Annotated in this window: 25 protein-coding genes; 19 read left to right on the top strand and 6 right to left on the bottom strand. The window is 53.6% G+C overall.

Features of this window, described 5'->3' with window-relative positions; translation table 11 throughout:
• Nucleotides 1–5: 5 nt before the first annotated feature.
• Genes recF through dnaA form a run of 3 tightly spaced genes read right to left on the bottom strand, consistent with a single transcriptional unit; the run spans nucleotide 6 to nucleotide 3,613 of the window.
• Complete coding sequence (recF, locus tag MJ923_RS19565; RefSeq protein ID WP_240592527.1) at nucleotides 6–1,088, bottom strand: DNA replication/repair protein RecF; 1,083 nt, start codon at nucleotides 1,086–1,088, stop codon at nucleotides 6–8.
• Nucleotides 1,089–1,115: 27 nt separating this feature from the next.
• The gene (dnaN, locus tag MJ923_RS19560; protein ID WP_126168863.1) at nucleotides 1,116–2,216 is read right to left on the bottom strand and encodes a DNA polymerase III subunit beta; all 1,101 of its coding nucleotides are present in this window, start codon (nucleotides 2,214–2,216) and stop codon (nucleotides 1,116–1,118) included.
• Nucleotides 2,217–2,236: 20 nt separating this feature from the next.
• Nucleotides 2,237–3,613, bottom strand: coding sequence for a chromosomal replication initiator protein DnaA (gene dnaA, locus MJ923_RS19555; RefSeq protein ID WP_126168862.1), 1,377 nt, complete (start codon nucleotides 3,611–3,613; stop codon nucleotides 2,237–2,239).
• A 462-nt stretch (nucleotides 3,614–4,075) separates the two neighbouring features.
• Between dnaA and rpmH the strand changes: the two genes are divergently transcribed.
• The 5 genes from rpmH to mnmE all read left to right on the top strand — a co-directional run bounded on the left by rpmH (nucleotide 4,076) and on the right by mnmE (nucleotide 7,888).
• A complete protein-coding gene (gene rpmH / locus MJ923_RS19550; protein WP_011758135.1) occupies nucleotides 4,076–4,213 on the top strand; it encodes a 50S ribosomal protein L34 in 138 nt (45 codons plus the stop codon).
• A 17-nt stretch (nucleotides 4,214–4,230) separates the two neighbouring features.
• Nucleotides 4,231–4,587: a ribonuclease P protein component gene (gene rnpA / locus MJ923_RS19545; RefSeq protein ID WP_126168861.1), complete on the top strand. Its 357-nt coding sequence runs from the start codon at nucleotides 4,231–4,233 to the stop codon at nucleotides 4,585–4,587.
• On the top strand, nucleotides 4,554–4,808 hold the full coding sequence (yidD, locus tag MJ923_RS19540) for a membrane protein insertion efficiency factor YidD (protein ID WP_240592526.1): 255 nt from the start codon (nucleotides 4,554–4,556) through the stop codon (nucleotides 4,806–4,808). The genes rnpA and yidD overlap by 34 nt, the downstream gene beginning before the upstream one ends.
• A 4-nt stretch (nucleotides 4,809–4,812) precedes the next feature.
• Nucleotides 4,813–6,438, top strand: a complete 1,626-nt coding sequence (gene yidC, locus MJ923_RS19535) for a membrane protein insertase YidC (RefSeq protein ID WP_240592525.1) — start codon at nucleotides 4,813–4,815, stop codon at nucleotides 6,436–6,438.
• A gap of 88 nt (nucleotides 6,439–6,526) precedes the next feature.
• Complete coding sequence (gene mnmE / locus MJ923_RS19530) at nucleotides 6,527–7,888, top strand: tRNA uridine-5-carboxymethylaminomethyl(34) synthesis GTPase MnmE (protein ID WP_240592524.1); 1,362 nt, start codon at nucleotides 6,527–6,529, stop codon at nucleotides 7,886–7,888.
• 42 nt (nucleotides 7,889–7,930) lie between these two features.
• Here the strand turns inward: mnmE and MJ923_RS19525 are convergent, their stop codons facing one another.
• Nucleotides 7,931–8,443 (bottom strand): hypothetical protein, encoded by a 513-nt coding sequence (locus tag MJ923_RS19525; RefSeq protein ID WP_240592523.1) that lies wholly within the window; start codon nucleotides 8,441–8,443, stop codon nucleotides 7,931–7,933.
• Nucleotides 8,444–8,572: 129 nt separating this feature from the next.
• Nucleotides 8,573–9,448 (bottom strand): LysR substrate-binding domain-containing protein, encoded by an 876-nt coding sequence (locus MJ923_RS19520; RefSeq protein ID WP_240592563.1) that lies wholly within the window; start codon nucleotides 9,446–9,448, stop codon nucleotides 8,573–8,575.
• Nucleotides 9,449–9,603: 155 nt separating this feature from the next.
• On the opposite strand from MJ923_RS19520, the gene MJ923_RS19515 reads away from it, so the two are divergent.
• Nucleotides 9,604–10,737, top strand: a complete 1,134-nt coding sequence (locus MJ923_RS19515) for an S-(hydroxymethyl)glutathione dehydrogenase/class III alcohol dehydrogenase (protein ID WP_011758127.1) — start codon at nucleotides 9,604–9,606, stop codon at nucleotides 10,735–10,737.
• Nucleotides 10,738–10,750: 13 nt separating this feature from the next.
• A complete protein-coding gene (fghA, locus tag MJ923_RS19510; protein WP_240592522.1) occupies nucleotides 10,751–11,596 on the top strand; it encodes an S-formylglutathione hydrolase in 846 nt (281 codons plus the stop codon).
• On the opposite strand, the gene MJ923_RS19505 is transcribed toward fghA, so the two are convergent.
• Nucleotides 11,547–12,614 (bottom strand): endonuclease/exonuclease/phosphatase family protein, encoded by a 1,068-nt coding sequence (locus tag MJ923_RS19505; protein WP_240592521.1) that lies wholly within the window; start codon nucleotides 12,612–12,614, stop codon nucleotides 11,547–11,549. The two genes, fghA and MJ923_RS19505, sit on opposite strands and share 50 nt — an antisense overlap.
• Here MJ923_RS19505 and mioC point away from each other — a divergent pair.
• The 12 genes from mioC (at nucleotide 12,583) to atpG (ending at nucleotide 23,105) form a co-directional block, all read left to right on the top strand.
• The gene (mioC, locus tag MJ923_RS19500) at nucleotides 12,583–13,023 is read left to right on the top strand and encodes an FMN-binding protein MioC (RefSeq protein ID WP_240592520.1); all 441 of its coding nucleotides are present in this window, start codon (nucleotides 12,583–12,585) and stop codon (nucleotides 13,021–13,023) included. The two genes, MJ923_RS19505 and mioC, sit on opposite strands and share 32 nt — an antisense overlap.
• A 443-nt stretch (nucleotides 13,024–13,466) precedes the next feature.
• Nucleotides 13,467–15,356, top strand: coding sequence for a tRNA uridine-5-carboxymethylaminomethyl(34) synthesis enzyme MnmG (mnmG, locus tag MJ923_RS19495; RefSeq protein ID WP_240592519.1), 1,890 nt, complete (start codon nucleotides 13,467–13,469; stop codon nucleotides 15,354–15,356).
• A gap of 102 nt (nucleotides 15,357–15,458) precedes the next feature.
• A complete protein-coding gene (gene rsmG, locus MJ923_RS19490; protein WP_240592518.1) occupies nucleotides 15,459–16,079 on the top strand; it encodes a 16S rRNA (guanine(527)-N(7))-methyltransferase RsmG in 621 nt (206 codons plus the stop codon).
• 90 nt (nucleotides 16,080–16,169) lie between these two features.
• Nucleotides 16,170–16,958, top strand: a complete 789-nt coding sequence (locus MJ923_RS19485) for a ParA family protein (RefSeq protein ID WP_126168849.1) — start codon at nucleotides 16,170–16,172, stop codon at nucleotides 16,956–16,958.
• 9 nt (nucleotides 16,959–16,967) lie between these two features.
• On the top strand, nucleotides 16,968–17,846 hold the full coding sequence (locus tag MJ923_RS19480) for a ParB/RepB/Spo0J family partition protein (protein WP_240592517.1): 879 nt from the start codon (nucleotides 16,968–16,970) through the stop codon (nucleotides 17,844–17,846).
• Between the two features lie 224 nt (nucleotides 17,847–18,070).
• Nucleotides 18,071–18,454, top strand: coding sequence for an ATP synthase subunit I (locus MJ923_RS19475; protein ID WP_126168847.1), 384 nt, complete (start codon nucleotides 18,071–18,073; stop codon nucleotides 18,452–18,454).
• A gap of 13 nt (nucleotides 18,455–18,467) precedes the next feature.
• Nucleotides 18,468–19,262 carry a F0F1 ATP synthase subunit A gene (gene atpB / locus MJ923_RS19470; RefSeq protein ID WP_126168846.1) on the top strand — a complete coding sequence of 265 codons (795 nt, stop codon included), beginning with the start codon at nucleotides 18,468–18,470 and terminating at the stop codon, nucleotides 19,260–19,262.
• Between the two features lie 65 nt (nucleotides 19,263–19,327).
• Nucleotides 19,328–19,579, top strand: coding sequence for a F0F1 ATP synthase subunit C (gene atpE, locus MJ923_RS19465; protein WP_011761755.1), 252 nt, complete (start codon nucleotides 19,328–19,330; stop codon nucleotides 19,577–19,579).
• A gap of 39 nt (nucleotides 19,580–19,618) precedes the next feature.
• Nucleotides 19,619–20,089 carry a F0F1 ATP synthase subunit B gene (atpF, locus tag MJ923_RS19460; RefSeq protein WP_126168845.1) on the top strand — a complete coding sequence of 157 codons (471 nt, stop codon included), beginning with the start codon at nucleotides 19,619–19,621 and terminating at the stop codon, nucleotides 20,087–20,089.
• Nucleotides 20,090–20,104: 15 nt separating this feature from the next.
• The gene (gene atpH, locus MJ923_RS19455; protein ID WP_240592516.1) at nucleotides 20,105–20,638 is read left to right on the top strand and encodes a F0F1 ATP synthase subunit delta; all 534 of its coding nucleotides are present in this window, start codon (nucleotides 20,105–20,107) and stop codon (nucleotides 20,636–20,638) included.
• Nucleotides 20,639–20,652: 14 nt separating this feature from the next.
• Nucleotides 20,653–22,194: a F0F1 ATP synthase subunit alpha gene (gene atpA, locus MJ923_RS19450; RefSeq protein WP_126168843.1), complete on the top strand. Its 1,542-nt coding sequence runs from the start codon at nucleotides 20,653–20,655 to the stop codon at nucleotides 22,192–22,194.
• Nucleotides 22,195–22,244: 50 nt separating this feature from the next.
• A complete protein-coding gene (gene atpG, locus MJ923_RS19445; RefSeq protein ID WP_240592515.1) occupies nucleotides 22,245–23,105 on the top strand; it encodes a F0F1 ATP synthase subunit gamma in 861 nt (286 codons plus the stop codon).
• Nucleotides 23,106–23,135: the final 30 nt, after the last annotated feature.

Here is a 23,135-nt window from a genome sequence, read left to right as displayed (position 1 = left end):
CTTCCTTATTTAGTCTCTGTTACCCGGCCGGCCTGTACGTGAAACATCCTGTCGGGGGGCGCAGGCAAAGAATCCACAATTGCTGAAGGCTCGATGGCGGTTACAAACAGCTGAGCGCCGGTATCTATAAGCTCTTTCAGCAACAGTTGCCTGTGCTTGGCATCCAACTCGGAGGGCAGATCGTCCACCAAATAGATGCTGTGTTTATCGATTTGTTGCTTGAGCAACTTACCCTGGGCAATGCGCAGGGCACACACCAATAACTTCAATTGTCCACGGGACAGCGCGTCCTGTGCGGGCAAATTGCCAACCCGCAGTCTGAGGTCTGCCTTGTGGGGGCCGCTGACCGTATGGCCTATGGCCAAATCCCGCGAATACTGGGCCTTGAGCAGGTCGGAAAACTCCGTTTTGCTGTCCCAGCCACGGGTGAAAGAAACCCGGATATCCACATCGGGTAAAAACTCCCCGATTATACCCTTAAGCACGCCATTTAACGAGCCTACATAATGGTTTCTTATCTCTGTGACTTCAAGGGCATAGCGAACTAATTCCTGATCCCAGAACGCGATATGTTCGTAACTGGCGCCATCTCTAAGCAGCTGATTTCGCTGCTTTAAAATCCGCCTTGTATTCATCCACGCCAAATGAAACTGTTTCGAGGCATGAAAGGCGCCCCAATCGATGAACTGACGCCGGGCCGACGGGCCTTCAAACAGCAGCGAAAAGCTCTCGGGGGTGATCACCTGAATAGGCAGCGCCTCGGCGAGTTGTGACAGGCGTTTCACCTTGTCGCCATCGATTTTGACTTCGGTATCGCCACTGCGATGACGGCGCAGACCAATGCGGCTTTCCCCCTGCTGACCGGCAGCAATGGCAAACAGGGTCAGGCTGTCGGCGTCGTTCTGAATAACCCGCTGGGACAAATGGCTTCGAAACGAGCGGCCCATGCCCAAAAAGAAAATGGCTTCAAGAATACTGGTTTTGCCACTGCCGTTGTGGCCATAAATGAGATTCAGCCCGGCGCCTGGGGCAAGCTGGGCTGAATCAATATTGCGAAACGCGTCGATGGAAAGACGACTGAGGCTCATACCAACAAAGACTCGTCAGCGACGGTCTTAGAGCCTCATCGGCATAACCACGTACATGGAATCTTCTTCCACGTGGTTTTCAATCAGGGCGCTGGAATTGCTGTCGATGAGGGTGACACGCACTTCATCGGAACGCAGGCTGTTGAGTACGTCCAGCAGATAAGAAACGTTAAAGCCAATTTCCAGGGTGGTGGAGTTGTAATCCACGTCGATGATTTCTTCCGCTTCTTCCTGCTCTGGGTTATTGGCGGTGATCTTCAGCAGCCCATCTTCCAGCAGAATACGCACACCACGGAACTTCTCGTTCGACAGAATAGATGCCCGCAACAGCGCCTGTTTGAGCTGGTTACGGCTGGCAATCACGATTTTATCGCCGCCCTTTGGCAGCACCCGGCGGTAGTCAGGGAAGCGGCCATCCACCAGCTTACTGGTGAATACGGCGCTGGCGGTGGTGGCGCGAATGGCGCTCTCGCCAATGGCCAGGGTGATATCCTGATCTTCTGCATCGAGCAGACGTGACATTTCCACCACACCTTTGCGGGGCACAATCACCTGCTTCTCAGGCAGCGAGGCCTCAATCACGCGGTGGCTCAGTGCCAGGCGATGACCATCTGTGGCCACGGCACGCAGCACACTGCCTTCGGTTTCAATCAACAAACCGTTGAGGTAGTAACGCACGTCCTGGTTGGCCATGGAAAACTGAGTGGCGTCGATAAGCGACTTGAGGGTGCCCTGCTTGAGGGTAAATTCGATGTCCGGGCGGAACGCCTCGACATTGGGGTATTCTTCTGCCGGCAGAGTAGCCAGCGAGAAACGGCTGCGGCCGCAGCGCAGCAACCATTTATTTTCCTGTTGCTCAACCTTGAGCTCAGACTGCTCCGGCAGGGACTTGACGATATCCAGCAGTTTCTTGGCAGGCACAGTGGTGCGGCCTTCCTGAACATCGCCGTGCACTGTAGCTTCACCCACCAGCTCCACTTCCAGATCGGTACCGGTCATCTTAAGTGAGTGACCACTTACTTCCACCAAAAGATTCGCCAGAATAGGCAGGTTGTGGCGACGTTCCACAGCCCCGCTCACCAGTTGCAAGGGTTTTAACAGCGCGTCCCTATCGATAGAAAATTTCATTGTGTCCAAGTCCCTGTCTTTTAGGAAGATAAGGTACGAATCAGGTTGGCGTAATCTTCTTTGATATCGTGGCTCTCTTCACGGAGTTGGGCGATCTTACGACAGGCGTGCAGCACAGTCGTGTGGTCGCGACCACCAAAGGCATCGCCGATTTCCGGCAAACTTTGGTTGGTCAGCTCTTTAGAGAGGGCCATGGCCATCTGTCTTGGACGCGCCACACTGCGTGAGCGGCGCTTGGACAGCATATCAGCCATCTTGATCTTGTAGTATTCGGCCACCGTCTTCTGAATGTTGTCTATAGTGACCAATTTTTCCTGCAGAGCCAAGAGGTCGCGCAGGGCTTCGCGCACAAAATCGATGGTGATGGGTCGTCCGGTGAAATTGGCGTTGGCAATCACCCGGTTCAGGGCGCCTTCCAGCTCACGTACGTTGGAGCGCAAACGCTTGGCAATAAAGAAGGCCACTTCGTCTGGCAGATTGATGCCACTCTCCTGCGCCTTACGCATCAAAATCGCCACCCGCGTCTCAAGCTCTGGTGGCTCGATGGCAACGGTCAGGCCCCAACCAAAGCGGGACTTGAGCCTGTCTTCTACCCCGTCGATCTCTTTGGGATAGCGATCTGACGTCAGGATGATCTGATGATTGCCTTCCAGCAGCGCATTAAAGGTGTGGAAGAATTCTTCCTGAGATCGGTCTTTGTTGGCAAAGAACTGAATGTCATCGATAAAGAGCGCATCAACGCTGCGGTAGTATCGCTTGAACTCTTCTATGGCATTGTTTTGCAGCGCCTTGACCATGTCCTGGACAAAACGCTCGGAATGCATGTACACCACCTTGGCATTGGGTTTGTTTTTAATAATGCCATTGCCCACCGCGTGCAGCAGGTGAGTCTTACCCAGACCGGTGCCGCCATACAAAAACAGTGGGTTGTAAGCGCCACCCGGATTTTCGGCAACCTGCAAAGCGGCGGCCTTACCCAGTTGGTTGGACTTACCCTCAACGAAGTTGTCGAACTGATAGGTGGGGTTGATGTTGCTGCGATGATTGCTCACAGCCGGCTCGGGCTGGCTGGCAAAGGCCGCACCTGGCTTGGGCTGAGACGGGGTGGCTTTAACGGTTGCAGCAGGGGTGGCAACCTGCGGCTTGGCAGAAGGACGGCTGCCAATGTCAAAACGCAGCTTGGGGGCATCGTCGCCCATCTGCTCGGTAAAGAATTGGTTGATGGAGTTGATGTACTTATCGCGTACCCAATCCAACACGAAGCGGTTCGGTGCGTAGAGCACCAGGGTGTCCCCGTCCATTTCGGCCTGTAACGGTCTGATCCACATGCTGAATTGTTGCGCTGAAAGCTCGTCCTGCAGCCTGCCGATACACTGTTGCCAAAGTGAAACCGCCACGTATTCCGTCCCCAAAAAGATCTATCCAAAGGAGGAGTATTCTATCGGGACTCTGACCGGATCGCTATCCTTTAAATAGATTTATCAACAGGAAGATCGCCAGATCTGAATAACTTGGATCCGTCAAGATCGAATCAGATCTTTTTCTGGTCCATGTTGCACAAATCCTGCTTTCTAAAGGGATCCACCTTGATCTATAATGCGCGACCTTCGATCGGTTTTACGCAGGCTGGATCCACCAGATATTGTGTAGATGCACAGAGTTATCCACATTCTGTTGGGTTCTCTGCTAAGCGAAAGGGGAAAAATATTGGCTGTAATGTGTCGCTGGTGTGCCAGAGTTCTTGACGGATGGCGTTTAGGTGATTACAATTCGGCCTCTTTTTTGTGCCCTTGTCTCTGATTTCAGATTTACTGATACCAGCGTCAAGGAATGTTAACCAGTAAAGACGGATTGCCACCATGAGTAAACGTACTTTTCAACCTAGCAACCTGAAGCGCAAGCGTTCTCACGGCTTCCGCGCTCGCATGGCTACAGCTAACGGCCGTAAGGTACTGGCTCGCCGCCGTGCCAAAGGTCGCGCTCGTCTGTCTGCCTAATTCAGGTCGACGTCTAGGTGACTAGCTACACCTTTACGCGGGAGTTACGTTTGTTAACTCCCGCGCAATTTCAAGCTGTTTTTTCCAATCCCATCAAAGCATCTTCTGCTGAAATCACGCTACTTGCCATTCCCAACACACAGGAACATCCTCGTGTGGGTTTAACCGTACCTAAAAAACAGGTTAAACGGGCCCATGACCGTAACAGGGTCAAGCGCGTCATCCGGGAAAGTTTTAGATTGCAGCAACATGAAATCCCCTCACTGGACATAGTTGTGCTGGTACGCAAAGGGGTGATGGATTTGGATAATGCTGCCCTTCACAAGCTGGTAGACAAGCTATGGCGCAAACTCAGTCGCCGTTTCAATGGCTAGCCACCAAGCTTATTCGCGGCTATCAAGTCTTTATCAGCCCATTCCTTGGGCCTAAGTGCCGTTTTCATCCCACCTGCTCCCATTACGCCATCGAAGCCATCCAGGTTCACGGAGTTATAAAAGGCAGTTGGTTTGCAATCAAACGCATATTAAAATGTCACCCTTTACATCCGGGCGGCCAAGATCCCGTCCCTCCGAAAAAAGACAGGTGTAATAAATAAGGCTATGGAATCACAACGCAATCTATTGCTCATCGGCCTGCTGTTTGTCAGTTTTTTGATCTGGCAACAGTGGGAATCCGACAAGGCACCCAAGCCAGCCACAGAAGTCACTGCGGCGGCCCAAATCCACGATCAGGCTATCAACAGTGATGTTCCAACAGCCAATACCGGAGTACCGGCCACTGTGGCCAGTAATCAGGACCTGATCCGTGTAACCACAGATCAGCTGGATGTGCAGATTAATCCAGTGGGCGGCGACATTGTCCATGCCGCGCTGCTGACCCACAAGCTGGAGCAAAACGAAGACGATCCTTTCGTACTGCTTGAGCAGAAAAACGGTTTCACCTACATCGCCCAAAGTGGTCTGATTGGCCGTGACGGTATCGACAGCGCCGCCAGTGGCCGCGCCAAGTTCGCTGCCGCTGCCAGCGCCTACAAACTGGCCGAAGGCCAGGACACTCTGGAAGTACCGCTGACCCTGACCAACAATGAAGGCGTAACCTTCACCAAGGTATTTGTGTTCAAGCGTGGCCAGTTTGATGTGGGCGTGGATTACCGCGTTGCCAACAACTCATCAGCCCCTGTGCAGGTGCAGATGTACGGTCAGATTAAGCAAACAATCACTGCCCATGAAAGCAGCATGATGATGCCAACCTACCGCGGCGCCGCCTTCTCTACTGCCGATGTGCGTTACGAGAAGTACAGCTTCGATGACATGGGCAAGAAAGACCTGGAAGAGCCAACCCTGGGTGGCTGGGTTGCCATGCTGCAACACTACTTTGTGTCAGCATGGGTACCAGCCGCTTCTGACAAGAACACCCTGTTCTCTTCTGTCAGTGCCGGCGGTATGGCCAACATTGGCTTCAAGGGCGCGGTACATGACGTAGCCCCCGGCGCCACTGAAACCATTTCAGCCACCTTCTACGTAGGTCCAAAAGACCAGGCAGCGCTGTCTGCTCTGTCTGACACCCTGAACCTGGTAGTGGATTATGGCTTCCTGTGGTGGCTTGCTGTGCCAATCCACTGGATCCTGATGTTCTTCCAGAGCCTGGTGCACAACTGGGGTGTGGCCATTATTCTGGTCACCCTGACTGTACGTGGTCTCCTGTATCCGCTGACCAAGGCGCAATATGTGTCCATGGCCAAGATGCGTAACCTGCAGCCAAAGTTGCAGGACCTGAAAGACCGCTTCGGTGATGACCGCCAGAAGATGGGTCAGGCCATGATGGAGCTGTACAAGAAGGAAAAGGTAAACCCAATGGGCGGCTGTCTGCCAATCCTGTTGCAGATGCCAATCTTCATCGCCCTGTACTGGGTACTGCTGGAAAGCGTTGAACTGCGCCACGCGCCATTCATGCTGTGGATCCAGGATTTGTCAGTGCAGGACCCTTACTACGTACTGCCGCTGTTGATGGGCGCCTCCATGTGGATGATGCAGAAGATGCAGCCAATGGCCCCCAACATGGACCCAATGCAACAGAAGATGCTGCAGTGGATGCCGGTGATCTTCACCGTGTTCTTCCTGTGGTTCCCTGCCGGTCTGGTACTCTACTGGTTGGTGGGTAACATAGTGGCCATCATCCAGCAGAAGATTATTTATGCCCAGCTGGAGAAAAAAGGCTTAAAATAAGCCCACTTTTCAGGCTACACACTAAAAAGGCGACCTGAGGTCGCCTTTTTGTTTCCCTTTTGACTTTGAATAACAAGCGGAAAAACAGGTGACAACAGACACTATCGTGGCACAGGCCACCGCGCCCGGTCGGGGCGGCGTAGGTATCATCCGGGTATCCGGCAAACTGGCCAGCGACGTGGCCAATGCCCTGCTGGGACACCTGCCCAAACCTCGCTATGCCGATTTCTGCGACTTCAAAGCGGCCGATGGCAGCGTGATTGATCAGGGCATAGCCCTGTTCTTCAAAGGCCCCAACTCCTTTACCGGCGAAGATGTACTGGAACTGCAGGGCCATGGCGGCCAGGTAGTGATGGATATGCTTATTCGCGCCGTGCTCAAGGTCAAAGGGGTGCGCATTGCCCGTCCCGGCGAGTTCAGCGAGCAGGCGTTTATGAACGACAAGCTGGATTTGACTCAGGCCGAAGCCATTGCCGACTTGATTGATGCCACCAGCGAACAGGCTGCCAAGAGCGCCCTGCACTCGCTGCAAGGCGAGTTCTCAACTCAGGTGCATACCCTGGTGGACAAAATCACCAACCTGCGTCTGTATGTGGAAGCCGCCATCGATTTTCCCGACGAAGAGGTGGAGTTTTTGAGTGACGGCAAAATTGCCGCCGCCCTCTACGCCATTATCGACCAGCTTGATGAAGTGCAGGCCAGTGCCAAGCAAGGCAGCATTATCCGCGAAGGCATGAAAGTGGTGATTGCCGGGCGCCCCAACGCCGGTAAGTCCAGCCTACTCAACGCCCTGGCAGGGAAAGAATCAGCGATTGTGACCGACATTGCCGGCACCACCCGCGACGTTCTGCGGGAGCATATCCACCTCGACGGCATGCCGCTGCACATTATCGATACCGCCGGTCTGCGTGACACCACAGATGAAGTGGAGCGCATTGGTATTGAGCGCGCCTGGAGCGAAATAGCCAGCGCCGATCGGGTGCTGTTTATGGTGGATGGTACGGATACCGCCGCTGTTGACCCACACGAGATCTGGCCCGATTTTATCGACCGTCTGCCTCAGGCTCTGGGTGTTACCGTGGTACGCAACAAAGCCGACCTCACGGGTGAACCTTTAGAAGCCACCGAAGAGCAAGGCTACAGCGTCTACCGGATTTCGGCCAAGACCGGCCTGGGTGTGGATGCGCTCAAGCAGCACCTGAAATCGCTGATGGGTTATCAAAGTAACCTTGAAGGCGGCTTTATCGCCCGTCGTCGTCACCTTGAAGCGCTTGAGCAAGCCTCTGAGCATCTGCAACTGGGCAAGGTGCAGTTGGAAGTGTATCTGGCGGGCGAACTGCTGGCCGAAGAGCTGCGGATGGCGCAGCAGGCGCTGTCTGAAATCACCGGCGAATTTACCTCAGACGATCTGCTCGGCAAGATCTTCAGCTCCTTCTGTATCGGTAAATAAACGCCCACACCGAAAAAGCGTCAGCAACAACGCCGGCCGAACTCATGCGCCGGCGTTTTGTTTCAGCAGCTCCAACTCTTGCCTCACCGCCTCGTTACTTGCCAGCAGTTCGGCCAATTGGCGCAGATTTTGTGCCAGCGCCGCCGCTTTTTCGGGCGGAAACTTTGCCGCCAGCGACTGCTGCAACTGCGTCTGTAATCCCTGAAGCAAAGCGTCTCTATCCACCGAATCAACAGCTTGCCGTATTTGTGTCACTGTCGATGCGAGTGCCTGCAATTCGGGGAATAACTGGGCATCTTTCAATGGCTCCAGCAAATTCAGGTCTTTCAGGCTGGCACTGTCGACCTTGTCATCCAGGGTCACCAGCAGGTTATCAACCTTATCCAGGGTCTGCTCACTGCGCTCAAGAAAGGGCGAAATGGCCGAGTCCTGCACCACGCTGGTCAGCTTATCCACGGTCAGGTACAAAAGCGCGGCCACCACAATCACAGGCATCAGCATGCCGGTCACCAACCCAACCCAGAAATTATTCAAACCGGCTGTAAAATTCTTCATCGCAATTCCCTTTAGTGAAGTCGTACTGAATCGAGGAGTTTCGGCAAAACACCCTGCCTGCACCACAGTATGATGTCCCGCCATTTTCAACAAGTTGAAACGAGTTGGATACTGGCGCCAGCTCACAGATCAGGCTTTGGGCAACTTGTCGGCCAGCACATTCATCAGATGGCCAATCTTGGGCGAGAGCTGCCGATTATGGGGATACAAGCCCCAAATGCCTTCTTTGGGTTCCTGAAATGGTTTGAGCAGCACCAGCAAGCGGCCGTCACGAATCGCTTCGTCGACATAATAGCCGGGCAGCTGGGCTATCCCCATGCCTGCCAGAGCCGCCGCCAGCAGGGTGTTGCCGCTGCTGCAACTGAGGCGCCCTTTCACCTTCAGGCTGCGAAGCTTGCCCTCTTCCTGAAAACGCCAGAATGGCAGGCTGCCGAGCAAACATTGATGACGACTGAGCTCGGACAGCGAATGGGGCGCACCATGGCGGCTGATATAGTCCGGCGATGCCACCAGATACTGCACCCGCTCGGCCAGTTTGCGGGCCATCATCGACGAGTCCGGCAACACCCCGAGGCGAATAGCCAAATCAAAACCGCCCTGCACCAAATCCAGCTGTTGATTGGTCAGCTCACACTGTACTTCCACCTGCGGAAACTGCTGCATGTATTCGAGCACTATTGGCATCACGTATTGCTCGCCGTAAGTCACAGGCGCCGTCATACGGATAAGCCCTCGCGGCTCGTTTTTAAGGGACGACACCGCCCGTTCGGCTTCATCCAGACCATCGAGTACCTGGCGGCAGTGGCGGTAAAACAGTTGCCCGTCTTCGGTAAGCGACACCTTGCGGGTAGTGCGGTATAAAAGCTTGCTGCCGAGGCGCTCTTCAAGCTCGCGCACCTGACGGCTCACCTGGGCGGTACTTATGCCAAGCCGACCGGCAGCAGTGGTAAAGCTTTGCGCCTCGGCCACGGCTACAAATTCACAAACCCCTTCCCAGCGCATGATTATTTCTATCCAGTAAAAGTAATTTACCAATACAGCCGATTATCAATCATCAGCAAAGAAATACAATCAATCCCATCAAGCTTGCCGCAAAGCACTTAGCGCGGCTGTGCCATTCGGGCCAATTGCCCCAAACCGACATATCAGGGAGGAACCCCATGTCAGCATCTTTTATTAAATCCCGCGCCGCCATTGCCTGGGGCCCGGGCCAGCCGTTATCTGTTGAAGAAGTGGATGTGATGTTGCCCAAAGCTGGCGAAGTGCTGGTGCGGATTGTCGCCACCGGCGTGTGCCACACCGATGCCTTTACCCTGTCGGGCGATGATCCCGAAGGTGTGTTCCCGGCGATTTTGGGCCACGAAGGCGGCGGCATTGTGGAAATGGTCGGCGAAGGGGTGACCAGCGTGGCGGTGGGCGACCACGTGATCCCGCTGTACACCGCCGAGTGCGGCAAATGTAAGTTCTGCACCTCGGGCAAGACCAATCTGTGCTCGGCAGTGCGTGCCACCCAGGGCAAGGGCCTGATGCCAGACGGCACTACCCGCTTCTATAAGGATGGCGAGCCGATTTATCACTACATGGGCTGCTCCACCTTCAGCGAATACACAGTGCTGCCGGAAATATCCCTCGCCAAGGTCAACCCCGAAGCGCCGCTGGAAGAAGTGTGTCTGCTGGGCTGCGGTGTCACCACTGGCATGGGCGCTGTGCTGAAAACCGCCAAGGTGAAAAAAGGCGATACAGTGGCCATTTTCGGCCTTGGCGGCATTGGCTTGTCGGCGGTGATAGGCGCCACCATGGCCGGTGCCAGCCGCATCATCGGCATAGATATCAACGACAGCAAGTTTGAACTGGCCAAAAAACTTGGCGCCACCGACTGCATCAACCCCAAAGACTACGACAAGCCGATTCAGGACGTAATTGTTGAAATGACCGACGGCGGCGTGGACTTCTCATTTGAGTGCATCGGCAATGTGAATGTGATGCGAAGCGCGCTGGAGTGTTGCCACAAGGGCTGGGGAGAGTCGGTGATCATTGGCGTAGCGGGCGCAGGACAGGAAATTTCCACCCGTCCATTTCAACTGGTCACCGGCCGGGTGTGGCGCGGCAGTGCCTTTGGCGGCGTTAAAGGACGCTCCGAACTACCGGGCATTGTTGAGCAGTACCTGCGCGGTGAATTTGCCCTGAGTGACTTTATCACCCACACCATGGGGCTGGACGCCATTAACGAAGCGTTCGATCTGATGCACGAAGGCAAAAGTATCCGCAGCGTGATCCATTACGATCGCAAATGAGGAAGGAGCAGCCATGACTCTGGAACTTATCAGTGCCAATCGCAGCTTTGGCGGTTGGCATAAGCAGTACAGCCATCAATCCGCGAGCCTCAATTGCAAAATGCGCTTTGCGATTTTTCTGCCGCCCCAGGCCGAAACTCAGAGCGTGCCAGTGCTTTATTGGTTATCGGGGCTGACCTGCAGCGATGAAAACTTTATGCAGAAGGCCGGTGCCCAGCGCCTGGCCGCTACACTCGGGCTTGCGATTGTGGCCATGGACACCAGCCCGCGCGGCGACGGCGTAGCCGACGATCCCGATGGCGCCTGGGACTTTGGACTGGGCGCAGGCTTTTATCTCAATGCCACCCAAGCGCCCTGGAGCCAGCACTACCGCATGTACGATTATGTGGTGAAAGAACTGCCGAAGCTGATTGAAACCAACTTTCCGGTCAGCAACAAACGCAGCATTGCCGGTCACTCCATGGGCGGCCATGGCGCCCTGACCATAGCGCTGAAAAACCCCGGCCGCTACGCCAGCGTGTCGGCATTCAGCCCGATCTGCAATCCATGCCAAAGCCCCTGGGGTCAAAAGGCCTTTGGCAACTATTTGGGTAAAGACAGGGAAAGCTGGCGCGAATACGACAGTTGCGAGTTAATAAGCCGCAGCGCCGATCCTATCCCCATGCTGGTGGATCAGGGTGATGCCGACAGCTTTCTGGAAACAGAACTGATGCCGCAGCGGCTGATGGATGCGGCCGCCCGGGCGGATTTTCCGTTAAATCTGCGGATGCAGCCGGGCTACGATCACAGCTATTACTTCATCGCCAGCTTTATTGATGAGCACCTGGAATTCCACCACCACTGGTTGACCAGGGGATAGTAAATTCTGCCAGCAAGGGCGCATGATCCGACAATTCTGTTGCCGGAGATTGCGCCCTTTTCAGCTCAAGGCCACGGTAAAACAACCAATCGAGTGGCATTCCCAAGCCATGACGCCGTTCATCCGGCACAAAGGCAGCCGAATTTAATCCAAATGATTCAGTTAGTTGCTTAAGCTTTTCGAACCGTTCCTGGCCCCAGCTGTTAAAATCGCCGCCAAAAATAACCGGTCCCTGATGGGCGCCGACTTGGCTGAACAAGGCCGAAAGTTGCCCTTCCCAGTGGCTGAGGGAGAGATCGAAATTGATCCCGTGCAGATTAATCACCAGCAAGGTTTGGCCATTACTTAAACGGTAATAACTGCTCAAGGCGCCCTTGGGGATCCGTAAAAAGGGCTCGCTGGACAGGCTGCCGCACACCCTGATCGCAGCGGCCTTTGCTGCCGTCATCACCCCATAATCCACCTCTTGAAACCGAAAAGCCGTTAAGTTGGCGTACTCAAAACCCGCGCGGGTGATGGCAGAGTGAAAACTTTCGGTTTGCCCGGCTTCCTGCAACAGCATCAATTGCCAGTGCTTTCCAGTCGACCAAAGTGCCTCAGGCCAATATCCATCGGCCTGTTTATGGATATTCCACACCAGCACGGCGATTTGGCCGTTATTGTCTACAGCGCCACTGGCCTGTTGTTGCTCCAGACAGCTGTCGTTCGATGCTATATAAGCAGTGCCGGAGTGAGACAGCTGCGGCAACTGGCTGTTTGGGAACTTGGGCAAGTTCTGCCAGATAGTGACAACCAACACGATTAGGGCAAACAAAACGATGCGAAACAACAGCCTTTGCAAAACAGTCATATAAAGGTATCCAATCCATTGAACTTCACCAGGCTGCGTCATGCTATCACAGGCGTGTCGGGCATCAGATCCATTTCGCCGGCCGCGCCTTTGGGCTACCATGACGCCAACCCTTTTCGCATCAACGGACGTAACGATGGCAAAGATAGAAATCCTGATTGGTACCACCCTGGGCGGCAGCGAGTACGTGGCCGATGAACTGGCCGCGGTACTGAGCGACGCAGGCCACGAATGCAATACCTATTTGGATCCCTCGCTGGAAGAGCTGGATACCGGCGCCCTGTGGCTGGTGGTGTCGGCTACCCACGGCGCCGGCGATCTGCCCGATAATCTGCAGCCTTTTGCCAAGCAACTGATGCTGGCAATGCCGGATCTGAGTGGTTTGCGCTATGCCCTTTGCGCCATTGGCGATTCCAGCTACGACACCTTCTGTGAAGGCCCGGAAGCCCTTGTCGATTTATTGGACGACGCCGGTGCAAAAGCATTTGTGGATAAGATCCGGATCGATGTACAGGCCGATCCCGTGCCGGAAGAGCCAGCCATTCAGTGGTTACAATCCTGGATGACCAGTCTTTAAGATCGGCTCATAGATCTTATCCCCACTCACTCACAAGTTAGATCTTTCTTATCCACAAATCTTGTTAGTTAATAATAAATTTGTGGATAAGATATTATTTAGATCTGATCTACCGTTGCATTACTCACTACCCGATCCGCTCAAAGATCCACCCTGTGGATAAAACACCGATCTATCCCCACCTTTTCTGGCAGTAGATCGCCGACTGAACACAGGATCCGGATCGCGCTATTTATTGTATTAAAAGGCTTTTTAGGCTTAACCACAGAAAATGGCGATCCTAATAGAAGATAAATATAAGAAGATCTATATAAAGATCTTAAGATCTATAAGGCGATCCTCTTTGGATCTTTCTGATGAAAGAGATCGTTCAACTCTGGCCTCAGGAGTGTTAAAATGCCCGGCTCGACTGAGGATCCTCTTTTTCGCTTTAAGGTAGTGTCATGCAATTTCATGAACGGTTTGATGTAATAGTTGTCGGCGGTGGTCATGCCGGTACCGAAGCCGCCCTGGCGGCAGCCCGCATGGGTTGCAAGACGCTGCTGCTGACCCATAACGTGGATACGTTGGGGCAAATGTCCTGTAATCCGGCCATCGGTGGCATTGGTAAAGGCCATCTGGTGAAGGAAATCGATGCCCTTGGCGGTGCCATGGCGATCGCAACCGACTTCTCCGGGATCCAGTTCCGTACTCTCAATTCCAGCAAAGGCCCGGCTGTACGTGCTACCCGTGCTCAGGCAGACAGAGCGCTCTACAAAGCCAAGATCTTGAATATGCTGCAATTGCAGCCAAACCTGCGTATTTTCCAGCAGGCAGTAGACGATCTTGTGGTAGAGAATGGCCGTGTCGTGGGTGCCATTACCCAAATGGGTCTGGCCTTTGAAGCGCCAGCTGTTGTGCTGACGGCAGGTACCTTCCTGGGTGGCAAAATTCACATTGGTTTGGAAAACTACAGTGGTGGCCGCGCCGGCGATCAGCCTGCCATTGCCCTTGCCCATCGATTACGGGAACTGCCACTGCGCGTGGGTCGCTTAAAAACCGGCACCCCACCGCGTATTGATGCCCGTACCATTGATTTTTCGGCCATGACTGAGCAGAAAGGCGACTCGCCGCTGCCGGTGATGTCTTTTATCGGTGAAGTAAGCCAGCACCCTGAGCAGATCTCCTGTTACATCACCCACACCAACGAGCGTACCCACGACATCATTCGTGGTGGTTTGGACAGAAGCCCTATGTACTCCGGGGTGATTGAGGGTATTGGTCCCCGTTACTGCCCGTCCATTGAAGACAAAATCCATCGTTTTGCCGACAAGAACTCGCATCAGATCTTTATCGAGCCAGAAGGCCTGACGACCACAGAAATTTACCCCAACGGCATCTCTACCAGTCTGCCATTCGATGTGCAGATCGAGCTGGTGCGCTCTATCCGCGGTATGGAACAGGCTGAGATAGTTCGTCCCGGTTATGCCATCGAGTACGATTATTTCGATCCACGTGATTTGAAAAACTCTCTGGAAACCAAAGTGATAGATGGTTTGTTCTTTGCTGGACAAATCAACGGCACCACAGGTTACGAAGAAGCCGGTGCTCAGGGATTGCTGGCCGGCATGAACGCCGCGCTGCAGGTGCAGGGCAAAGAAGCCTGGGCGCCACGACGCGATCAGGCTTACCTCGGGGTATTGGTGGACGATCTGTCGACCCTGGGTACCAAAGAGCCCTACCGCATGTTCACCAGCCGCGCCGAATACCGCCTGCTGCTGCGTGAAGATAATGCCGATCTGCGCCTGACCGAAACCGGCCGTGAACTGGGCCTGGTGGACGACTTCCGCTGGCAGAAATTCAACGAGAAGCGTGAATCCATCGAGACTGAGCAGCAGCGCCTGCGCAGCCAGTGGGTGCACATGAACTCACCGCAGCTGGCTGAACTGAATGAAACCCTGAGTGCGCCGCTGTCGCGGGAAGCATCTCTGGAAGATCTGCTGCGTCGTCCGGAAATGGATTACGAGTCGCTGATGAAGATCGAAGGCTTCGGCCCGGGTCTTGCCGATCCGCTGGCCGCCGAACAGGTGCAGATCCAGGTGAAATACGCCGGTTATATCCAGCGTCAGCAGGATGAAATTGCCAAGGCCGAGCGCAACGAAAACACCCGTTTGCCTCTGGATCTGGACTACAGCGAAGTGCCGGGCCTGTCCAACGAGGTGACTGCCAAGCTCAATAACCACAAGCCGGAAACCATAGGTCAGGCGTCGCGCATTTCCGGTGTGACTCCTGCGGCCATTTCCATCTTGCTGGTTCACCTCAAAAAGCGTGGTCTGCTCAGAAAGAGCGCTTGAGTCGCTCGAAGCTGAACCAAAGGGAAGGCGCTGCCCTTCCCTTCACTTTTTCTGCCCTTCATAATAGCCCCATCAAAGGTGGCATTAACGGAGTATCATCCTGTGTTAGCCGATAAACTCAGCCGGGATCTGGCCAAAGCCGGTCTTGAAATCAGTGCCGATCAGCAAACCAAACTGCTGGCCTTTGTGGCACTGCTGGACAAGTGGAACAAGGCTTACAACCTGACGTCGGTAAGGGATCCGGGGCAGATGCTGACCCGACATATTCTCGACAGCCTGGTGGTGTCGCCCCATTTGAGTGGCGATCGTTTTATCGATGTGGGCACAGGCCCGGGCCTTCCCGGGATTCCGCTGGCCATTATCAACCCTGACAAAGAATTTGTGCTGCTCGACAGCCTCGGCAAGCGTATTCGCTTCCAAAAGCAGGTGGCACTGGAGCTTGGGCTGAAAAACATCAGTTCGGTGGAAAGCCGGGTTGAGCTGTACCAGCCGGAGCAAGGGTTTGATGGGGTACTGAGCCGCGCCTTTGCTTCTGTGGGCGACATGCTCAGCTGGTGCCATCATCTGCCTGCAGAGCATGGCAGTTTTTATGCGCTCAAAGGTCAACTCAGCGATGAAGAGATGGCCGGGATCCCACAAGGCTTCGTGTTAACAGAAACTGTCCGCCTGGACGTGCCGGGCCTGGATGAGCAGCGCCATCTGCTGAAATTGGTTAAAGCGTGAGTCTGCGCCTTGCAATTGGGCGCAACATCAAGCAACTTGTCCAAGGCACTGTGCCTGGAATGAACGACACAACGACAACAGGGTGAGATTGTGGGGAAAGTCATTGCCGTAGCCAACCAGAAAGGTGGCGTAGGAAAAACAACAACTTGCATTAACCTGGCGGCCTCTTTGGCGGCGACCAGACGCAAGGTACTGCTGATTGACCTCGATCCCCAGGGCAACGCCACTATGGGCAGCGGCGTCGATAAGTACGAAGCCGAAAACACCGCCTATGAGCTGCTCGTGGAAGAAAAGCCCTTCGATGAAGTGGTGATCCGTGACACCCAGGGCAAGTACGATCTCATTGCTGCCAACGGTGATGTGACAGCCGCCGAAATCAAGCTGATGGAATTTTTCGCCCGTGAAGTGCGGCTGCGCAATGCGCTCTCTGCCGTCAGGGACGAGTATGATTTTATCTTTATCGACTGCCCGCCTTCGCTGAACATGCTGACGGTGAATGCCATGTCGGCCGCCGACTCTGTGCTGGTGCCCATGCAGTGTGAGTACTTTGCGCTGGAAGGTCTCACCGCCCTTATCGATACCATCGGCAAGCTGGCCTCCATGGTGAATCCGGGGCTTGGCATCGAAGGAATTTTGCGTACCATGTACGATCCTCGCAACCGATTGGCCAATGACGTGTCCGATCAGCTCAAGCAGCATTTTGGCGAGAAGGTTTACCGCACTGTGATCCCCCGTAATATTCGTCTGGCCGAGGCCCCAAGTTTTGGCGCGCCCGCCATGTACTACGACAAATCCAGTGCCGGCGCCAAGGCCTACCTGGCCCTGGCGGGAGAGATTATTCGCCGGGGTGAGCAAACCCAGGCAAAGAAGCAGGCGTAAGGATTAGCAATGACTTTGAAAAAACGGGGCTTGGGTAAGGGACTGGATGCGCTGCTGAGCACCAGCCATGCCGCCAGCAAGAAACTGGAACAGGAAGCCGCGCGGGCCGACAAACAGGACGATTTGGTCCATCTGGACGTGGATTTGCTGCAGCCCGGCAAGTATCAGCCCCGTAAAGACATGTCTCCAGAGGCGCTGGAGGAGTTGGCAGAGTCCATTCGTGCTCAGGGCATCATTCAGCCCATAGTGGTGCGTAAAATCGCCGAGCAAAAGTATGAAATTATCGCAGGTGAACGCCGCTGGCGTGCGTCGCAACTGGCCAAGCTCGAAAAAGTTCCCTGTATTATCAAGCAAGTACCCGATGAATCCGCCGTGGCTATCGCCCTGATTGAAAACATTCAGCGCGAAGATTTGAATGCCATGGAAGAGGCGATTGCGCTGCAGCGCCTGCTGGAAGAATTTGAACTCACCCACCAGCAGGTGGCCGATGCTGTGGGCAAATCGCGCACTACGGTCACTAACCTGCTGCGTCTCAATAGTCTGAACGACCCCGTTAAGCGCTTGCTTGAATACGGCGATATCGACATGGGCCATGCCCGTGCATTGCTCGCCATAGAGGGTGAAGAACAGACAAATCTGGCAAGATTGGTTGCCGCTAAAGAGCTCACCGTTCGGGAAACTGAACGATTAATTAATAGAAGCTTAAATCCTCCCAAAGAAGCTGAAAAAGCTGTCAAAGATCACGATGTAAGCCGTCTCGAGCAGCAGTTGATTGAGAAGCTTGGTGCCAAGGTTTCGATAAACCATGGCAGTAAGGGCAAAGGTAAAATTGTAATTAACTACCAAAATCTTGCTGAATTAGACGGGATTCTCAGCAAAATCCGCTGATTTAATGCAGTTAACAGAGTTTCATGTAAATTTGTGACGAATGTTAATCTTTGCATTTTGAATCTTTGGTCGTAGAACCGCTGAAAAGTGGCGATTTTGCGCATCTCAAAGTTGCATTGAAGGCCCGAAAAGGTATACTTTCGCAAGCTTTTTGTACTGTGACTTTTTACGGCATTTTGTTGTCCGGTCACCGAAACAAAAAGTCCGAATGCGGAGAATGAGAATTGAGCAAGGTTTTGGCGCGTCGTGGCCGGTGGTCTGCCTATAAATTGGTGTTGATGCAGGCGGCGGTGGCCGGGGGTGCATCGGTTCTCTTCTTCGTCGTATGGGGAGCGCAATACGGTATATCGGCTTTGGCCGGTACGCTGATAGCTGTGCTCCCTAATTTTGTATTCGCAACCCTCGCTTTTTCCCATTCGGGAGCAAGTGCATCAGGGAAGGTACTGAAAACCTTCTACTGGGGGGAAGCGGTAAAGTTGCTGTTAACCATTGCGCTGTTTTCGCTGGTGTTTATCAAACTTAAGGTCGTCTTTATGCCGCTTTTTGTTTGTTATTCCCTGGCACTGCTGGTGCATTGGACAGCGCCTTTATACTTCAAGCAAAAGTAAAGTGGGATGAATCATGGCTGCAACTGGTGAAGCGTTAACACCGCAGGGCTATATCCAGCATCACCTGACCAACCTTTCCGTTGGTGAAGGATTCTGGACATGGCATATTGATTCGTTGCTCTTTTCGGTTGGTCTTGGTGTTTTGTTCCTGTGGGTTTTCCGCAGCGTTGGCAAAAAGGCAACGACTGGCGTTCCCGGCAAGCTTCAGTGCTTCGTCGAGATGATCGTTGAGTTCGTTGACAACAGCGTGAAAGAAACCTTCCACGGTCGCAATGCCCTGATCGCTCCTCTCGCTCTGACCATCTTCGTTTGGGTTTTCATGATGAACTTCATGGACATGGTGCCAGTTGACTGGCTGCCACACACTGCAGCTCTGCTGGGTGTGCCTTACCTGAAAGTGGTTCCGACGACTGACCTGAACATCACCTTCAGCCTCGCGCTGGGCGTGTTCTTGCTGATTATCTACTACAGCATCAAGGTCAAGGGAGTGTCTGGTTTTGTGAAGGAACTGACACTGCAGCCCTTTAACCACTGGGCAATGATACCCGTCAACCTCCTGCTGGAATCAGTTACCCTGATAGCCAAGCCAATCTCATTGGCTCTGCGTCTATTCGGTAACCTGTATGCGGGTGAGTTGATCTTCATCCTTATTGCGCTGATGTATGGTGCCAACTGGCTGATCGCCTCCCTGGGTGTGACCCTGCAACTGGGCTGGTTGATTTTCCACATTCTGGTTATCACGCTGCAAGCGTTTATCTTCATGATGCTGACTATTGTTTACCTCAGCATGGCTCATGAAGATCATTAAGGATTGCTGAAGAAATTTTTTAACTAAATCATCAACTAATTTAGATTTAGATACTGGAGATACAGATGGAAACTATTCTGGGCTTTACTGCAATCGCTGTTGCTCTGCTGATTGGTATGGGTGCACTGGGTACCGCTATCGGTTTCGGTCTTCTGGGCGGCAAGTTCCTGGAAGGCGCTGCTCGTCAACCAGAAATGGCTCCTATGCTGCAGGTTAAGATGTTCATCGTGGCTGGTCTGCTCGACGCCGTAACCATGATCGGTGTGGGTATTGCTCTGTACATGCTGTTCACCAACCCACTGGGCGCAATGCTGTAATAAAACCGCTTCTGTCTTAACTCATAATAGGAGGCTGTTGTGAATATCAACGCTACCCTAATCGGTCAGACGGTCGCCTTTATTATCTTCGTGTGGTTCTGCATGAAGTATGTATGGCCCCCTTTGATGAATGCCATCGAAGAGCGCCAGAAGAGGATTGCTGACGGTCTTGCCAATGCTGACCGCGCGGCAAAAGACCTGGAGCTCGCTCAGGCCAAGGCCACCGAGCAGCTCAAAGAAGCCAAAGCTACAGCCAATGAAATCATCGAGTCTGCCAATAAGCGCAAGGCTCAGATCGTTGAAGAAGCAAAAGCCGAGGCTGATGCTGAGCGTGCACGTATCATCGCTCAGGGTAAAGCTGAAATTGAAGCTGAACGCAATCGCGTGAAAGAGGAACTGCGCAAGCAGGTTGCAACTCTGGCCCTTGTGGGTGCTGAGAAGATCCTCGAGCGTTCGATTGATGCAGCCGCACACAGTGACATAGTTGAAAAGCTTGTCGCTGAAATTTGATAAGGGAGAAGGGGTATGGCTGAGTTAACCACCATTGCTCGCCCTTATGCAAAGGCAGCTTTTGATTTTGCCGTTGAAAAACAGGCCGTGGATAGCTGGGCAGAAATGCTCGGTTTTGCCGCACTGGTGACTGAAAATGAAACCATGCGCCCACTGCTTGCTGGCTCTATGGCCAGCAGCGCGCTCGCCAAACTCTTTATTGATGTTTGTGGTGAGCAGCTCAACGAGCACGGTCAAAACTTGATCAAAGTGATGGCTGAAAACGGTCGTTTGGAAGTACTGCCTGCTGTGGCTCAGCTGTTTGCTGAGTACCGTCTGGAATGGGCCAAGGAAGTTGAAGCTGAAGTGGTATCTGCCACCGAGCTTTCCGAAGCACAACAACAGCAGATTAGTGTTTCCCTTGAGAAACGTCTCGCACGCAAAGTTAAGCTGAATTGCAGCGTGGATGCCGGCCTGATCGCCGGTGTAATTATCAAGGCAGGGGACCTCGTAATCGATGGTTCCGTCAGCGGCAAACTTGCCCGTCTGTCTGATAAGCTGCAATCGTAATTGGGAGTTTGAGCATGCAACTGAATTCCACTGAAATCAGCGATCTGATTAAGCAGCGGATCGAGCAGTTCGACGTAGTCAGCGAAGCCCGTAACGAAGGTACTATCGTTGCGGTGAGCGATGGCATCATCCGCGTACACGGCCTGGCCGATGTAATGCAGGGTGAAATGATCGAACTGCCAGGTAACCGTTATGCAATCGCGTTGAACCTCGAGCGCGATTCCGTAGGTGCCGTAGTAATGGGTCCTTACGCCGATCTGGCTGAGGGCGTAAAAGTTAAAACCACTGGCCGTATTCTGGAAGTTCCAGTTGGCCGCGGCCTGCTTGGCCGTGTGGTTAACACTCTGGGTGAGCCTATCGACGGCAAAGGCCCCGTCAACAATGACGGTTTCGCGCCTGTTGAAATGATCGCTCCTGGTGTAATTGACCGTAAGTCAGTTTCCCAGCCTGTACAGACTGGTTATAAAGCCGTTGACTCCATGATCCCAATCGGTCGTGGCCAGCGTGAGCTGATCATCGGTGACCGTCAGACTGGTAAGACTGCGATGGCTATCGACGCCATCATCAACCAGCGCGATTCCGGCATCAAGTGTGTGTACGTTGCAGTAGGCCAGAAGGCTTCTACCATCGCCAACGTAGTGCGCAAGCTGGAAGAGCACGGTGCTCTGGCCAACACCATTGTAGTGGTAGCTTCTGCTTCTGAAGCCGCTGCCCTGCAGTTCCTGGCGCCATACTCTGGTTGTACCATGGGTGAATACTTCCGTGACCGCGGTGAAGATGCACTGATCGTATACGATGACCTGTCTAAGCAGGCTGTTGCTTACCGTCAGATCTCGCTGCTGCTGCGTCGTCCACCAGGACGTGAAGCTTACCCAGGTGACGTATTCTATTTGCACTCTCGTCTGCTGGAACGTGCTTCCCGCGTGAACGAAGAGTACGTTGAGAAGTTCACCGCCGGTGCTGTGACTGGTAAGACTGGTTCTTTGACCGCTCTGCCTATCATTGAAACTCAGGCTGGTGACGTATCTGCGTTCGTACCGACCAACGTAATTTCTATTACCGATGGTCAGATCTTCCTGGAAACCAACCTGTTTAACTCTGGCCTGCGTCCAGCGGTTAACCCAGGTATCTCGGTATCCCGTGTAGGTGGTGCCGCCCAGACCAAGATCATCAAGAAACTGTCCGGTGGTATCCGTACCGCGCTGGCACAGTATCGTGAGCTTGCTGCGTTCTCTCAGTTTGCATCTGACCTTGACGATGCAACTCGTGCTCAGCTGGAGCACGGTGAGCGTGTTACCGAACTGATGAAGCAGAAGCAATATGCCCCAATGAGCGTAGCCGAACAGGCCGTAGTGATCTTCGCTGCGGAAAAAGGCTTCCTGAAGGGTATTGCTCTGAAGAAGATCGGTGACTTCGAAGCCGCTCTGCTCGCATTCATGAACTCCGAGCACGCTGAGCTGATGAAGCTTATCAACGATACCGGCGACTACAATGCCGAAATCGAAGCTGAGCTGAAAGCTGGTCTCGACAAGTTCGTGGCAACCCAAACCTGGTAAAAATCGTCGAGGTGTCTTAAGGCACCTCAGGTCCAGATTGGAGAGTAGAGATGGCCGGCGCAAAAGAGATTAAAACCAAGATCGCGAGTGTGAAAAACACTCAGAAGATCACGTCCGCCATGGAAATGGTGGCAGCCAGCAAAATGCGCAGAGCGCAGGACCGCATGACTGCCAGCCGTCCATACGCGGAAAGCATGCGTAAGGTGATCGGTCACGTTGCCCAGGGTTCTCTTGAATACAAACACCCCTATTTAGAGGTGAGAGAAGCCAAGCGGGTCGGCTACATTGTTGTAGCGTCTGACCGCGGCCTTTGTGGTGGTCTGAACGTCAACCTGTTCAAAAAGGTTGTGTCAGACGTGAAAAGCTGGAAAGAGCAAGGCGTTGAGGTAGAGTTCTGCCCCATCGGTGCCCGCTCTGTACAGTTCTTCAAAGCTTTTGGCGGTCAGGTGTCAGCCCACGCCTCAGGCCTCGGTGATGCTCCAAAGCTCACTGACCTGATCGGGACTGTACGCGTGATGCTGCAGGCTTACAACGAAGGCAAACTGGATCGTCTGTATGTGGTATTCAACAAGTTTGTGAACACCATGACCCAGACGCCCGTGATCGAGCAGCTGCTGCCTTTGCCTAAATCCGATGATGATGACATTGCTCATCACTGGGACTACATCTACGAGCAGGATCCGAAAGACCTTCTGGATACTCTGCTGGTGCGTTATGTGGAGTCTCAGGTGTATCAGGGTGTTGTGGAAAACATCGCGTCTGAACAGGCCGCCCGTATGGTGGCAATGAAGGCTGCGACTGACAACGCCGGTACGCTGATCGATGACCTGCAACTGGTATACAACAAGGCCCGTCAGGCTGCGATTACGCAGGAACTGTCGGAAATTGTTTCCGGTGCCGCAGCGGTTTAAGGCTTAGGTAACGAATACAAGTTTTAGAGG

This window comes from Shewanella zhuhaiensis (genome assembly GCF_022484835.1).
In the GTDB taxonomy this organism is placed as follows: domain Bacteria; phylum Pseudomonadota; class Gammaproteobacteria; order Enterobacterales; family Shewanellaceae; genus Shewanella; species Shewanella khirikhana.
The sequence above is the reverse complement of the archived record's forward strand: the minus strand, read 5'-3'. Positions and strand labels throughout refer to the sequence as shown.

Excerpts from the sequence above, each read along its gene's own strand:
- recF (WP_240592527.1), bottom strand. The coding sequence starts at position 1,088 with ATGAGCCTCAGTCGTCTTTCCATCGACGCGTTTCGCAATATTGATTCA.
- dnaN (WP_126168863.1), bottom strand. The coding sequence starts at position 2,216 with ATGAAATTTTCTATCGATAGGGACGCGCTGTTAAAACCCTTGCAACTG.
- rpmH (WP_011758135.1), top strand. The coding sequence starts at position 4,076 with ATGAGTAAACGTACTTTTCAACCTAGCAACCTGAAGCGCAAGCGTTCT.
- yidD (WP_240592526.1), top strand. The coding sequence starts at position 4,554 with ATGGCGCAAACTCAGTCGCCGTTTCAATGGCTAGCCACCAAGCTTATT.
- yidC (WP_240592525.1), top strand. The coding sequence starts at position 4,813 with ATGGAATCACAACGCAATCTATTGCTCATCGGCCTGCTGTTTGTCAGT.
- MJ923_RS19525 (WP_240592523.1), bottom strand. The coding sequence starts at position 8,443 with ATGAAGAATTTTACAGCCGGTTTGAATAATTTCTGGGTTGGGTTGGTG.
- MJ923_RS19515 (WP_011758127.1), top strand. The coding sequence starts at position 9,604 with ATGTCAGCATCTTTTATTAAATCCCGCGCCGCCATTGCCTGGGGCCCG.
- fghA (WP_240592522.1), top strand. The coding sequence starts at position 10,751 with ATGACTCTGGAACTTATCAGTGCCAATCGCAGCTTTGGCGGTTGGCAT.
- mioC (WP_240592520.1), top strand. The coding sequence starts at position 12,583 with ATGGCAAAGATAGAAATCCTGATTGGTACCACCCTGGGCGGCAGCGAG.
- mnmG (WP_240592519.1), top strand. The coding sequence starts at position 13,467 with ATGCAATTTCATGAACGGTTTGATGTAATAGTTGTCGGCGGTGGTCAT.
- MJ923_RS19480 (WP_240592517.1), top strand. The coding sequence starts at position 16,968 with ATGACTTTGAAAAAACGGGGCTTGGGTAAGGGACTGGATGCGCTGCTG.
- atpB (WP_126168846.1), top strand. The coding sequence starts at position 18,468 with ATGGCTGCAACTGGTGAAGCGTTAACACCGCAGGGCTATATCCAGCAT.
- atpE (WP_011761755.1), top strand. The coding sequence starts at position 19,328 with ATGGAAACTATTCTGGGCTTTACTGCAATCGCTGTTGCTCTGCTGATT.
- atpH (WP_240592516.1), top strand. The coding sequence starts at position 20,105 with ATGGCTGAGTTAACCACCATTGCTCGCCCTTATGCAAAGGCAGCTTTT.
- atpA (WP_126168843.1), top strand. The coding sequence starts at position 20,653 with ATGCAACTGAATTCCACTGAAATCAGCGATCTGATTAAGCAGCGGATC.
- atpG (WP_240592515.1), top strand. The coding sequence starts at position 22,245 with ATGGCCGGCGCAAAAGAGATTAAAACCAAGATCGCGAGTGTGAAAAAC.